Annotated in this window: 13 protein-coding genes; 11 read left to right on the top strand and 2 right to left on the bottom strand. The window is 39.7% G+C overall.

Annotation, left to right across the window (positions count from 1 at the left end):
• Nucleotides 1–137 precede the first annotated feature (137 nt).
• The 8 genes from FJR73_RS09750 (at nucleotide 138) to FJR73_RS09715 (ending at nucleotide 6,584) form a co-directional block, all read left to right on the top strand.
• Complete coding sequence (locus tag FJR73_RS09750) at nucleotides 138–338, top strand: F0F1 ATP synthase subunit C (protein ID WP_140834669.1); 201 nt, start codon at nucleotides 138–140, stop codon at nucleotides 336–338.
• A gap of 34 nt (nucleotides 339–372) precedes the next feature.
• Nucleotides 373–1,089 (top strand): F0F1 ATP synthase subunit A, encoded by a 717-nt coding sequence (atpB, locus tag FJR73_RS09745; protein WP_140834668.1) that lies wholly within the window; start codon nucleotides 373–375, stop codon nucleotides 1,087–1,089.
• Nucleotides 1,090–1,102: 13 nt separating this feature from the next.
• Nucleotides 1,103–1,597 (top strand): F0F1 ATP synthase subunit B, encoded by a 495-nt coding sequence (gene atpF / locus FJR73_RS09740; RefSeq protein ID WP_140834667.1) that lies wholly within the window; start codon nucleotides 1,103–1,105, stop codon nucleotides 1,595–1,597.
• Nucleotides 1,597–2,133 (top strand): F0F1 ATP synthase subunit delta, encoded by a 537-nt coding sequence (locus tag FJR73_RS09735; RefSeq protein WP_140834666.1) that lies wholly within the window; start codon nucleotides 1,597–1,599, stop codon nucleotides 2,131–2,133. The genes atpF and FJR73_RS09735 overlap by 1 nt, the downstream gene beginning before the upstream one ends.
• A gap of 14 nt (nucleotides 2,134–2,147) precedes the next feature.
• Nucleotides 2,148–3,653: a F0F1 ATP synthase subunit alpha gene (gene atpA, locus FJR73_RS09730; RefSeq protein ID WP_000996629.1), complete on the top strand. Its 1,506-nt coding sequence runs from the start codon at nucleotides 2,148–2,150 to the stop codon at nucleotides 3,651–3,653.
• Nucleotides 3,654–3,668: 15 nt separating this feature from the next.
• Nucleotides 3,669–4,547, top strand: a complete 879-nt coding sequence (locus FJR73_RS09725) for a F0F1 ATP synthase subunit gamma (protein WP_140834664.1) — start codon at nucleotides 3,669–3,671, stop codon at nucleotides 4,545–4,547.
• 200 nt (nucleotides 4,548–4,747) lie between these two features.
• Entirely contained in the window at nucleotides 4,748–6,154 is a 1,407-nt protein-coding gene (atpD, locus tag FJR73_RS09720) for a F0F1 ATP synthase subunit beta (protein ID WP_000094357.1), read from the top strand.
• Nucleotides 6,155–6,164: 10 nt separating this feature from the next.
• On the top strand, nucleotides 6,165–6,584 hold the full coding sequence (locus FJR73_RS09715; RefSeq protein ID WP_000068045.1) for a F0F1 ATP synthase subunit epsilon: 420 nt from the start codon (nucleotides 6,165–6,167) through the stop codon (nucleotides 6,582–6,584).
• Between the two features lie 42 nt (nucleotides 6,585–6,626).
• On the opposite strand, the gene FJR73_RS09710 is transcribed toward FJR73_RS09715, so the two are convergent.
• Nucleotides 6,627–7,640 carry a lactonase family protein gene (locus tag FJR73_RS09710; RefSeq protein ID WP_140834663.1) on the bottom strand — a complete coding sequence of 338 codons (1,014 nt, stop codon included), beginning with the start codon at nucleotides 7,638–7,640 and terminating at the stop codon, nucleotides 6,627–6,629.
• Between the two features lie 169 nt (nucleotides 7,641–7,809).
• On the opposite strand from FJR73_RS09710, the gene FJR73_RS09705 reads away from it, so the two are divergent.
• From FJR73_RS09705 to FJR73_RS09695, 3 genes are all read left to right on the top strand, one after another.
• Nucleotides 7,810–9,792 (top strand): peptide ABC transporter substrate-binding protein, encoded by a 1,983-nt coding sequence (locus FJR73_RS09705; RefSeq protein ID WP_140834662.1) that lies wholly within the window; start codon nucleotides 7,810–7,812, stop codon nucleotides 9,790–9,792.
• A 118-nt stretch (nucleotides 9,793–9,910) separates the two neighbouring features.
• Complete coding sequence (locus tag FJR73_RS09700; RefSeq protein ID WP_140834661.1) at nucleotides 9,911–11,077, top strand: AI-2E family transporter; 1,167 nt, start codon at nucleotides 9,911–9,913, stop codon at nucleotides 11,075–11,077.
• Nucleotides 11,067–12,296 carry a lipopolysaccharide assembly protein LapB gene (locus FJR73_RS09695; RefSeq protein WP_181146640.1) on the top strand — a complete coding sequence of 410 codons (1,230 nt, stop codon included), beginning with the start codon at nucleotides 11,067–11,069 and terminating at the stop codon, nucleotides 12,294–12,296. Before FJR73_RS09700 ends, FJR73_RS09695 begins: the two co-directional genes overlap by 11 nt.
• 114 nt (nucleotides 12,297–12,410) lie before the next feature.
• Here FJR73_RS09695 and FJR73_RS09690 read toward each other — a convergent pair.
• Nucleotides 12,411–12,505: IS3 family transposase (locus tag FJR73_RS09690; RefSeq protein ID WP_140834408.1), on the bottom strand; the 95-nt coding region annotated here is incomplete at its 5' end.

The following is a 12,505-nucleotide window of genomic DNA, read 5'->3' as shown; positions in this document are numbered from 1 at the left end:
TCTATATAATAAACTAAAAAATAGTAAAATTGTAAATAATTTCCATTAAACGCTTTCAATGTTGGTAAAAAGTTGACAAATCCAATTTTTAGGACTAAACTAAGTAAGTAAGTTTTAATTCAAAAGGAGAATTTATCATGAGTTTAACATTTTTTGGTCTATGTCTTGCCTGTATGGGTGTATCCCTTGCAGAAGGATTTTTGATGAACGGTTTGCTTAAATCTGCAGCTCGCCAACCAGATATTATTGCTGAATTGCGTAGCTTGATGATTATGGGGATTGCCTTTATTGAAGGAACGTTCTTGGTTACCCTCGTCTTTTCATTCATCATCAAATAGACAAACGGAACTAGAAGAAAAGGGAGGATTTTAGATGGAAGAAAGTATTACTCCAACCATCTCTATTGGTCCTGTTACCTTTGATTTGACCATGTTAGCCATGACCTTATTGATTGTGGGAGTTATTTTTGGCTTTATTTATTGGGCGAGTCGCAATATGACCTTGAAGCCCAAAGGAAAGCAAAATGTACTTGAGTATTTCTATGACTTTGTTATTGGATTTACAGAACCTAACATTGGTAAAAGCTACATAAAAGACTATTCGCTCTTTTTCCTTTGTCTATTTCTATTTATGGTACTGGCAAATAACCTCGGTTTGATGGCTAAGATACAGTCTACAGATGGAACCAATCTTTGGACATCTCCAACTGCAAATTTACAGTATGACTTGGCTTTATCATTCGGCGTTATTTTATTGACACACATCGAGGGCATTCGTCGTCGTGGGATTAAAAAATATCTAAAAGCCTATATCACACCTGGCTTTATGACTCCCATGAACATCTTAGAAGAGTTTACCAACTTTTTATCACTTGCCTTGCGGGTGTTCGGAAATATTTTTGCAGGAGAGGTGATGGCTAGTTTGCTAATCACTCTATCTCATCAAGCTATATATTGGTATCCAGTTGCTTTTGGTGCTAACTTGGCTTGGACAGCTTTTTCTGTCTTTATTTCCTGCATCCAAGCCTATGTGTTTACCATGTTGTCTTCTATGTACCTAGGAAATAAGATAAATGAAGGAGAAGAGTAGAAAGGAGTAACTGATGCACGTTACAGTAGGTGAATTGATTGGTAACTTTATTTTAATTGCTGGCTCTTTTATTCTTTTGCTAGTCTTGATTAAAAAATTTGCATGGTCAAATATAATAAGTATTTTCGAAGAAAGAGCAGTAAAAATTGCTACTGATATTGATAGTGCTGAACAGGCACGTCAAAAAGCAGAAGCCTTAGCTCAGAAACGTGAAGATGAATTGGCAGGTAGTCGCAAAGAAGCCAAGACAATCATTGAAAATGCAAAGGAAACAGCTGAGCAAAGTAAGGCTAGTATTTTAGCAGATGCTAAACTAGAAGCAGGACGCTTAAAAGAAAAAGCAAACCAAGAAATTGCTCAAAACAAAGCTGAAGCTTTACAAAGCGTTAAGGGTGAGGTAGCAGATTTGACCATCAGCTTAGCTGGTAAAATCATCTCACAAAACCTTGACGGTCATGCCCATAAAGAACTCATTGATCAGTATATCGATCAGCTAGGAGAAGCTTAATGGACAAGAAAACAGTAAAGGTAATTGAAAAATACAGCATGCCTTTTGTCCAATTGGTACTTGAAAAAGGAGAAGAAGACCGTATCTTTTCAGACTTGACTCAAATCAAGCAAGTTGCTGAAGGAACAGGTCTGCCTTCTTTTTTAAAACAAGTGGCAGTAGACGAGTCTGATAAGGAAAAAACAATTGCTTTCTTTCAAGACTCTGTGTCACCTTTATTACAAAACTTTATCCAGGTTCTTATCTACAATCACAGAGCAAATCTCTTTTATGATGTGCTCGTAGATTGCTTGAACCGACTTGAAAAAGAAACAAATCGATTTGAAGTGACGATTACTTCAGCTCATCCTTTAACAGATGAACAAAAGAGTCGCTTGCTCCCTTTGATTGAGAAAAAAATGTCTCTGAAAGTAAGGAGTGTAAAAGAACAAATCGATGAAAGTCTCATTGGTGGTTTTGTTATTTTTGCCAATCACAAGACAATTGATGTGAGTATTAAACAACAACTTAAAGTTGTTAAAGAAAATTTGAAATAGAAAGTGGTGTTCTTTTGGCAATTAACGCACAAGAAATCAGCGCTTTAATTAAGCAACAAATTGAAAATTTTAAACCCAATTTTGATGTGACTGAAACAGGTGTTGTAACCTATATCGGGGACGGTATCGCGCGTGCTCACGGTCTTGAAAATGCTATGAGTGGAGAGTTGTTGATTTTTGAAAACGGCTCTTATGGTATGGCTCAAAACTTGGAGTCAACTGATGTCGGTATTATCATCCTAGGTGACTTTACGGATATCCGTGAAGGTGATACAATCCGCCGTACAGGTAAAATCATGGAAGTCCCAGTAGGTGAAAGTCTGATTGGTCGTGTTGTGGATCCACTTGGTCGTCCAGTTGATGGTCTTGGAGAAATCCACACTGATAAAACTCGTCCAGTTGAAGCACCAGCTCCTGGTGTTATGCAACGTAAGTCTGTATCAGAACCATTGCAAACTGGTTTGAAAGCTATTGACGCCCTTGTACCGATTGGTCGTGGTCAACGTGAGTTGATTATCGGTGACCGTCAGACAGGGAAAACAACCATTGCGATTGATACAATCTTGAACCAAAAAGGTCAAGATATGATCTGTATCTACGTAGCGATTGGACAAAAAGAATCGACAGTTCGTACGCAAGTAGAAACACTACGTCAGTACGGTGCCTTGGATTACACAATCGTTGTGACAGCCTCTGCTTCACAACCATCTCCATTGCTTTTCCTAGCTCCTTATGCTGGGGTTGCCATGGCAGAAGAATTTATGTACCAAGGTAAGCATGTTTTGATTGTTTATGATGATTTATCAAAACAAGCGGTAGCTTATCGTGAACTGTCACTCTTGCTTCGTCGCCCTCCAGGTCGTGAAGCCTTCCCAGGAGATGTTTTCTACCTGCACAGCCGTTTGCTTGAGCGCTCAGCTAAAGTTTCTGATGAACTTGGTGGTGGATCAATTACAGCCCTACCATTTATCGAGACACAAGCAGGAGATATCTCAGCCTATATCGCAACCAACGTGATTTCAATCACTGACGGACAAATTTTCCTTGGTGATGGTCTCTTCAATGCGGGTATTCGTCCAGCCATCGATGCGGGTTCGTCTGTATCACGTGTAGGTGGTTCTGCACAAATCAAAGCCATGAAGAAGGTTGCTGGTACACTTCGTATCGACCTTGCTTCATATCGTGAGTTGGAAGCCTTCACTAAGTTTGGTTCTGACTTGGATGCGGCAACACAGGCTAAGTTGAACCGTGGACGTCGTACAGTTGAAGTTTTGAAACAACCTGTTCACAAACCATTACCTGTTGAGAAACAAGTAACCATTCTCTATGCTTTGACACATGGTTTCTTGGATACTGTTCCAGTAGATGATATTGTTCGTTTCGAGGAAGAGTTCCATGCCTTCTTTGATGCTCAACATCCAGAGATTTTGGAAACCATTCGTGATACAAAAGACTTGCCAGAAGAAGCAGTCTTGGATGCTGCGATTACAGAGTTTCTCAATCAAACCAGCTTCCAATAAGAATAGAGGTGTCAGATGGCAGTATCTCTAAATGATATTAAAACAAAAATCGCCTCAACAAAAAATACGAGTCAAATCACTAATGCCATGCAAATGGTATCAGCTGCTAAGCTTGGTCGCTCTGAAGAAGCTGCTCGCAACTTCCAAGTTTACGCTCAGAAAGTTCGCAAGCTCTTGACAGATATCCTCCATGGTAATGGAGCTGGTGGTTCAACCAATCCGATGTTGATTAGCCGTCCAGTTAAGAAGACAGGCTATATCGTGATCACTTCAGACCGCGGTTTGGTTGGAGGGTATAATTCTTCTATTTTGAAGGCTGTTATGGAGTTGAAAGAAGAATACCATCCAGATGGTCAAGGTTTTGAAATGATCTGTATTGGTGGGATGGGAGCTGACTTCTTTAAGGCTCGTGGTATTCAACCACTTTATGAACTACGTGGCTTGGCAGACCAACCTAGCTTTGATGAAGTTCGAAAGATTATTTCAAAAACTGTTGAAATGTATCAAAATGAACTCTTTGATGAGCTCTACGTCTGCTACAACCACCATGTTAACACGCTAACCAGTCAAATGCGTGTTGAACAAATGCTTCCGATTGTTGATTTGGATCCCAATGAAGCGGATGAAGACTACAGCTTGACTTTTGAATTGGAGACAAGCCGAGAAAAAATTTTGGAGCAGTTGTTGCCTCAGTTTGCAGAAAGTATGATTTACGGGGCTATTATCGATGCCAAGACAGCTGAAAATGCTGCCGGTATGACAGCCATGCAAACAGCGACAGATAATGCTAAGAAAGTTATCAATGATTTGACAATTCAGTATAACCGTGCCAGACAGGCGGCGATTACACAAGAAATTACAGAAATCGTAGCAGGAGCTAGTGCCTTAGAATAGGCTTTAGTCCAGCTCGTATGAAAATGAACTTATACTCAATGAAAATCAAAGAGCAAACTAGGAATCTAGCCGCAGGCTGCTCAAAACATTGTTTTGAGGTTGCAGATAGAGCTGACGTGGTTTGAATTTGATTTTCGAAGAGTATTAGGACCTAGTTGAGCTAGGAACCGACAGTATCTTATATAGAATAGGAGAAGGAGATGAGTTCAGGTAAAATTGCTCAGGTTATCGGTCCCGTTGTAGACGTCTTGTTTGCAGCAGGGGAAAAACTTCCTGAGATTAACAATGCACTTGTCGTCTACAAAAATGACGAAAGAAAAACAAAAATCGTCCTTGAAGTAGCCTTGGAGTTGGGAGATGGTATGGTCCGTACTATCGCCATGGAATCAACAGATGGTTTGACTCGTGGAATGGAAGTATTGGATACAGGTCGTCCAATCTCTGTACCGGTAGGTAAAGAAACTTTGGGACGTGTCTTCAATGTTTTGGGAGATACCATTGACTTGGAAGCTCCTTTTACAGAAGATGCAGAGCGTCAGCCAATTCATAAAAAAGCTCCAACTTTTGATGAGTTGTCTACCTCTTCTGAAATCCTTGAAACAGGGATTAAGGTTATCGACCTTCTTGCCCCTTACCTTAAAGGTGGTAAGGTTGGACTTTTCGGTGGTGCCGGAGTTGGTAAAACCGTCTTAATCCAAGAGTTGATTCACAATATTGCCCAAGAACACGGTGGTATTTCAGTATTTACTGGTGTTGGGGAACGTACTCGTGAGGGGAACGACCTTTACTGGGAAATGAAAGAATCAGGCGTTATTGAGAAAACAGCCATGGTATTTGGTCAGATGAATGAGCCACCAGGAGCACGTATGCGTGTTGCCCTTACTGGTTTGACAATCGCTGAATACTTCCGTGATGTGGAAGGGCAAGACGTGCTTCTCTTCATCGATAATATCTTCCGTTTCACTCAGGCTGGTTCAGAAGTATCTGCCCTTTTGGGTCGTATGCCATCAGCCGTTGGTTACCAACCAACACTTGCTACAGAAATGGGTCAATTGCAAGAGCGTATCACATCAACTAAGAAGGGTTCTGTAACCTCTATCCAGGCTATCTATGTGCCAGCGGATGACTATACTGACCCAGCGCCAGCAACAGCCTTCGCTCACTTGGATTCAACAACCAACTTGGAACGTAAGTTGGTACAATTGGGTATCTACCCTGCCGTTGACCCACTCGCTTCAAGTTCACGTGCTTTGGCACCTGAAATCGTTGGAGAAGAGCACTATGCAGTTGCTGCAGAAGTAAAACGTGTTCTTCAACGTTACCATGAGTTGCAAGATATCATTGCTATCCTTGGTATGGATGAACTTTCTGATGAAGAAAAGACCTTGGTTGCTCGTGCCCGCCGTATCCAGTTCTTCTTGTCACAAAACTTCAACGTTGCGGAACAATTTACTGGTCAGCCAGGTTCTTATGTTCCAGTTGCTGAAACTGTACGTGGCTTTAAGGAAATCCTTGATGGTAAACATGACCACTTGCCAGAAGATGCCTTCCGTGGTGTAGGTTCTATCGAAGATGTGATTGCAAAAGCTGAAAAAATGGGATTTTAAGAGGTGATCTATGGCTCAGTTAACTGTCCAGATCGTGACACCAGATGGTCTCGTCTATGATCACCATGCCAGCTATGTATCGGTTCGAACTCTGGATGGTGAGATGGGGATCTTGCCACGACATGAAAATATGATTGCGGTTTTAGCAGTTGATGAAGTAAAGGTAAAACGTATTGATGATGAAGATCACGTGAACTGGATTGCAGTAAACGGAGGCGTTATTGAAATTGCCAATAATACCATCACAATCGTTGCTGATTCTGCAGAACGTGCTCGTGATATCGATGTTAGCCGTGCAGAACGTGCTAAGCTTCGTGCGGAGCGCGAAATCGAAGAAGCCCACGAAAAACACTTGATTGATCAAGAGCGTCGTGCTAAGATTGCTTTGCAACGTGCTATTAATCGTATCAATGTCGGAAAAAGACTATAAGAAAAATGAACTTGAGTTACCAAGTTCATTTTTTATTTTTTCTTAAGGAGCAAAACTGATGCAGACCGCTTCTGGTACATGGAAGTCGTTAGAAAGTTCGGCTAGACGACCAGTTTCAGGATTACGTTTAAAGACGGTTGCATTATCAGAGTCTTGATGGACAGCAATAAGGAATTCTTGGTCTGGTGTCAAATCAAAATCACGTGGAGTCTGACCATGTGTCGGAACGATTTCTAATAACTCTAAGCTACCGTCTGCAAGGATTGTATATACTGCGATAGAATCATGACCACGGTTAGAAGCATAGAGGTATTTACCGTCTTTAGAGAGACGAATAGCAGCAGTTCCATTAAAGCCTTCGTAACCTTCTGGTAACGTTGAAATGACCTGCATGCGTTCAAATTCGCCAACACCATCGTAGATTAAAACTTCTATAGTGCTATTGAGTTCACAAATCAGATAAGCGATTTTATAGTGGTTATGGAAAATGATATGGCGTGAGCCTGCTCCTGGCTGGCTGTGATAGGTATAGAGCTTAGATAATTTCCCTTCTTGATCAAGGTCATAAGTGATGACTTGGTCAGTTCCCAAGTCGCAGGTCACTAGATAGCGGTCAGGTGTTAAATCTGTATAGTGAACATGGGGCGAAGCTTGATTTTCATGTGGACCTTTGCCACTATGTTGATCCACATCACTAAGTAGAAGCCCCCCATCTTCCTTGCGTTTATACACAAGTACCTGTCCTTTGTGGTAGTTTGCCGCGTACACCAAATTACGCTTTTCATCAACGGCAACATAACAGTGGGGAGCCCCTTCTTCAACGACATGATTTAATAAGATTCCATCAGTTTGATAGGCTGCAACCCCCCCCTTATCATCTTGACTACCAACAGTGTATAAATGTTGGTGTTGGTCAAAGGCAAGGTAGGTTGGACTTGGTTCAGATGCAAAAAGTTCTAGATTTGAAAGCTGACCAGTTTCTCTATCAAAGTCTGCCTTGTAAATCCCTTGGGAAGTACGACGTGTATAAGTTCCAAAATAAACAGTTTCTTTCATAACTTTACCTCTATATAAAGATAAGACTATTATATCACAAAAATGGAGTTGAAGCAGTCCTTAGCAGGTACAAACAAACTATAAAATATGATAATATTTTATTTTTATTATTGATTTCATTTTGAAAAGTGCTATAATAAATCTATCAAATTATCAAAGGAGTTTGAATATGAAAAAACGTGTTTTCTTAGCAGCAGGAGTTGCTGTACTCTCAGCAGCTGTTCTAGCAGCTTGTTCATCTGGTAATGGGAATAAGGAAGCAACTAAACCAGTTACTTATGCCTATGTATTTTCATCAGATCCTGCGACTCTGGATTATACAGTTTCGGGGAAAAATTCTACAAAACAGATTACTGGTAATGTCATTGATGGACTACTAGAAAATGATCAATACGGGAATCTAGTACCATCAGTTGCAGAAGATTGGACTGTCTCCAAAGATGGTTTGACTTATACCTATAAAATTCGTAAGGGTATCAAGTGGTATACCAATGAAGGCGAAGAATATGGAGAAGTTAAGGCTCAGGATTTTGTGACTGGTCTAAAACACGCAGCTGACAAGAAATCAGAAGCACTTTATCTTGTACAGGATTCTATTAAAGGATTAGACGACTATGTAAATGGGAAAACAACGGATTTTTCTACTGTTGGTGTAAAAGCAACAGACGATTATACTGTAGTCTATACTTTAAACAATCCAGAATCTTTCTGGAATTCGAAGACAACAATGGGAGTTCTTGCTCCTGTTAGCGAAAACTTTTTAGCTTCTAAAGGAGATGACTTTGGTAAGGCGACTGATGTAACAAGCATTCTATACAATGGGGCTTATCTTCTAAAAGGTCTTACATCTAAATCTTCTATTGAAATGACTAAAAACCAAAACTATTGGGATAAACAAAATGTCTTTATTGATGATATTAAGTTGTCTTACTTTGATGGTCAGGACGCAGACTCTCTTGGACGTGGTTTTGATGAAGGAAATTATCCTGCAGCACCTCTCTTTAAAAACTCTGCTAACTATGAACGGCTAAAAGAAAAATACAAAGATAACATTATTTATAGTCAACAACAAGGAACGACTTTCTATATTTCGACGAATATTGACCGTGTTGCCTACAATCACACCGCTAAAACAAGTGATGCAGAAAAATCATCTACTAAGAAGGCTTTGCTGAACAAAGATTTCCGTCAATCCTTGGCTTTTGCTACAGATCGTAAAGCAGGAATCTCTCAAGTATTTGGGGACGAAGTAGCACCTCGTAAGTTACGGACAAGTTTCACTCCTCCAACCTTTGTACAAGTAGGGGATCAAACATTTGGTCAAGTTACTAAGACAGAATTGGATAAATTGGATAATGTCTGGAAAGATGTTAGTCTTGATGATGCCCAGGATTCACTTCATAATGTAGATAAGGCTAAAGCTAAATTGGAAGCTGCTAAGAAAACTCTTCAAGCTGATGGAGTACAGTTCCCTATTCATTTAGACATTCCAGTATCTTCTACTCGTCCAGATTTTGTGCGTCAAGCTCAATCTTATAAACAATCCATCGAGGAAGCTATTGGATCAGATAATGTTGTAGTTGATATTCAACAAGTTTCTGACGATGAATTGTCAAGTATGACAGTTCTAGCTACTTCTAATACTAATACTGACTGGGATATTAATGTAAATAGTGGATGGTCACCTGATTACGCAGATCCTTCAACTTATCTAGATATATTTGATCCAACATCTGGACCAAATCTTCTTAGTTCCTTAGGTGTAACACCAGGTAAAGACAGTTCAGTAATCAAAGCTGTTGGCTTAGATAAGTTTAAAGAGTTAATTACTGATGCTAATAGTGAGAAAACAAATCTTGAAAAACGATATGCCAAATATGCCAAAGCTCAAGCTTGGTTAACAGACAGTGCCTTGGTGATTCCTGTACAATCAAACGGTGCCCAAATGCTTCTTACTAAGAAAGTTCTTGGAACAGGTGCCTATGGTTGGGTTGGTGATAAGACCGGTGAACTTAGCTATAAATATCTTAAACTCCAAGATAAGATTGTTACTACTAAAGAAATGGATGAGTTCCGCAAGAAATTTGCTGATGAAAAAGCCAAATCAAACGCTGATTATCAGAAGAATTTAGACCGTCATATTCAAGACTAATTGAATCTCCTCTTTTGAGGGGATTTTTTTATGTCGCTGTCTTCATGTAAGCACTTTAAAAAAGAGTTATTTTGATTTAAAAATGGTATAATGAGAGAACAATAGAAAGGAAGTATTTATGGAGCAAAAAGAGAAACATTTTAGTCTATCTTGGTTTTTCAAGTGGTTTTTAGATAACAAAGCAATTACAGTATTTTTGGTAACCTTATTATTGGGACTAAATCTTTTTATTTTAAGTAAGATTAGTTTTCTATTTTCACCTGTTTTAGACTTTTTGGCTGTCGTGATGTTGCCAGTCATTCTATCTGGTTTGCTATATTATTTATTGAATCCTATTGTTGATTGGATGGAGAAGCATAAGGTTAATCGTGTTATAGCTATCAGTATTGTATTTGTCATCATTGCCCTCTTTATCATTTGGGGCTTGGCAGTGGCTATTCCAAATCTGCAGCGTCAGGTCTTAACATTTGCAAGAAATGTACCAATCTATCTCGAAGATGCTGATCGAGTTATTAATGATTTGGTAACCAAGCGTTTGCCAGATGATTTTAGACCTCAGTTAGAACAAGTTTTGACAAACTTCTCAAGTCAGGCTACAGTTTGGGCGAGCAAGGTTTCTTCTCAAGCAGTCAACTGGGTGAGCGCCTTTATTAGCGGGGCATCTCAAGTGATTGTAGCCTTGATTATCGTTCCTTTCATGCTCTTTTATCTCTTGCGTGATGGGAAAGGCTTGCGTGACTATTTGACTCAATTCATGCCAACAAAATTGAAGGAACCTGTGGGACAAGTTTTATCAGATGTGAATCAGCAGTTGTCTAACTATGTTCGAGGGCAAGTGACAGTGGCTATTATTGTAGCAGTAATGTTTATCATCTTCTTCAAGATTATCGGTCTACGCTATGCAGTTACGCTGGGTGTTACTGCTGGTATTTTAAATCTGGTTCCTTATCTGGGTAGCTTCCTAGCCATGCTTCCTGCCCTAGTATTGGGCTTGATTGCGGGGCCAGTCATGCTGTTAAAAGTGGTGATTGTCTTTATCGTAGAACAAACTATTGAAGGCCGTTTTGTCTCTCCATTAATCTTGGGAAGTCAATTAAACATCCATCCTATTAATGTTCTCTTTGTCTTGTTAACTTCAGGATCCATGTTTGGTATTTGGGGAGTCTTACTCGGTATTCCAGTTTATGCCTCTGCAAAAGTTGTCATTTCAGCTATTTTTGAATGGTATAAGGTAGTTAGTGGCCTATATGAACTAGAGGGAGAGGAAGTCAAGAGTGAACAATAGTCAACAGATGTTACAGGCTTTGGAGGAACAAGATTTAGCTAAGGCTGAGCATTATTTCGCTAAAGCTTTAGAAAATGATCCAAGTGCCCTTCTTTATGAATTAGCGATTTATCTAGAAGGAATTGGTTTCTATCCTCAGGCCAAGGAAATTTACCTGAAAATTGTAGAGGATTTTCCAGAGGTTCATCTTAATCTAGCTGCAATTGCTAGCGAGGATGGCCAAATCGAGGAAGCATTTGCCTATCTAGAGGAAATCCAAGCTGACAGTGACTGGTATGTTTCGGCTTTGGCTCTGAAAGCGGATCTTTATCAGCTGGAAGGTTTGACAGATGTGGCGCGTGAGAAACTTCTGGAGGCTTTGACTTACTCAGAGGATCCTCTCTTGATATTGGGCTTGGCAGAGTTGGATAGTGAGTTGGAAAATTACCAAGAGGCTATTCAAGGCTATGCCCAGTTAGATAATCGTACTATTTATGAGCAAACAGGCATTTCCACCTACCAACGGATTGGTTTTGCCTATGCTCAGTTAGGGAAATTTGAAACGGCTACAGAGTTTTTAGAAAAAGCCCTGGAGTTAGAATACGATGACCTAACAGCTTTTGAGTTGGCCAGTCTTTACTTTGATCAAGAAGAATACCAAAAAGCTGTCCTCTACTTTAAGCAGATCGATACCATTTCTCCTGACTTTGAAGGCTATGAATATGGTTATAGTCAGGCCTTGCATAAGGAACATCAAGTTCAAGAAGCCCTGCGTATCGCTAAGCAAGGGTTGGAGAAAAATCCCTTTGAAACTCGTCTCTTACTGGCTGCTTCACAATTTTCTTATGAATTGCATGATGCTAGTGGTGCAGAAAATTACCTCCTTACTGCAAAAGAAGACGCTGAGGATACGGAAGAAATCTTACTCCGTTTAGCTACTATTTATCTAGAACAGGAACGTTATGAGGATATTCTAGACTTACAAAGTGATGAGCCAGAAAACCTATTGACCAAGTGGATGATTGCCCGTTCCTATCAAGAGATGGACTATTTGGATACTGCCTACGAGTATTACCAAGAGTTAGCAGGAGATTTGAAGGACAATCCAGAGTTTCTGGAACACTATATCTATCTCTTGCGTGAATTGGGATACTTTGAGGAAGCAAAAGTCAATGCTCAATCTTACTTAAAACTGGTTCCAGATGATGTTCAAATGCAAGAATTGATTGAGAGATTATAACACTAAGTCTGGGAGAAAACTCAATTTCAATAGAAAATCAAGTAAATTTTCCTACAATAAAACGCATAATATCAAGTTTTTTTTGTACTGACCCCAAAAAGTTAGACAATCAATTTATCCGAAGGATTTAGTTCTGTATTGCACAGGACTGAGTCCTTTTAGTTTTACCTTAATTCGTTTATTGTTGTAGTAATCAATATAGTCTACAA

Source organism: Streptococcus sp. D2 (genome assembly GCF_006385825.1).
Classification (GTDB): Bacteria; Bacillota; Bacilli; order Lactobacillales; family Streptococcaceae; genus Streptococcus; species Streptococcus shenyangsis.
The sequence above is the reverse complement of the archived record's forward strand: the minus strand, read 5'-3'. Positions and strand labels throughout refer to the sequence as shown.

Coding starts and splice junctions, on each gene's coding strand:
- atpF (WP_140834667.1), top strand. CDS start 1,103: ATGCACGTTACAGTAGGTGAATTGATTGGTAACTTTATTTTAATTGCT.
- atpB (WP_140834668.1), top strand. CDS start 373: ATGGAAGAAAGTATTACTCCAACCATCTCTATTGGTCCTGTTACCTTT.
- atpD (WP_000094357.1), top strand. CDS start 4,748: ATGAGTTCAGGTAAAATTGCTCAGGTTATCGGTCCCGTTGTAGACGTC.
- FJR73_RS09710 (WP_140834663.1), bottom strand. CDS start 7,640: ATGAAAGAAACTGTTTATTTTGGAACTTATACACGTCGTACTTCCCAA.
- FJR73_RS09735 (WP_140834666.1), top strand. CDS start 1,597: ATGGACAAGAAAACAGTAAAGGTAATTGAAAAATACAGCATGCCTTTT.
- FJR73_RS09715 (WP_000068045.1), top strand. CDS start 6,165: ATGGCTCAGTTAACTGTCCAGATCGTGACACCAGATGGTCTCGTCTAT.
- FJR73_RS09750 (WP_140834669.1), top strand. CDS start 138: ATGAGTTTAACATTTTTTGGTCTATGTCTTGCCTGTATGGGTGTATCC.
- FJR73_RS09700 (WP_140834661.1), top strand. CDS start 9,911: ATGGAGCAAAAAGAGAAACATTTTAGTCTATCTTGGTTTTTCAAGTGG.
- FJR73_RS09705 (WP_140834662.1), top strand. CDS start 7,810: ATGAAAAAACGTGTTTTCTTAGCAGCAGGAGTTGCTGTACTCTCAGCA.
- FJR73_RS09725 (WP_140834664.1), top strand. CDS start 3,669: ATGGCAGTATCTCTAAATGATATTAAAACAAAAATCGCCTCAACAAAA.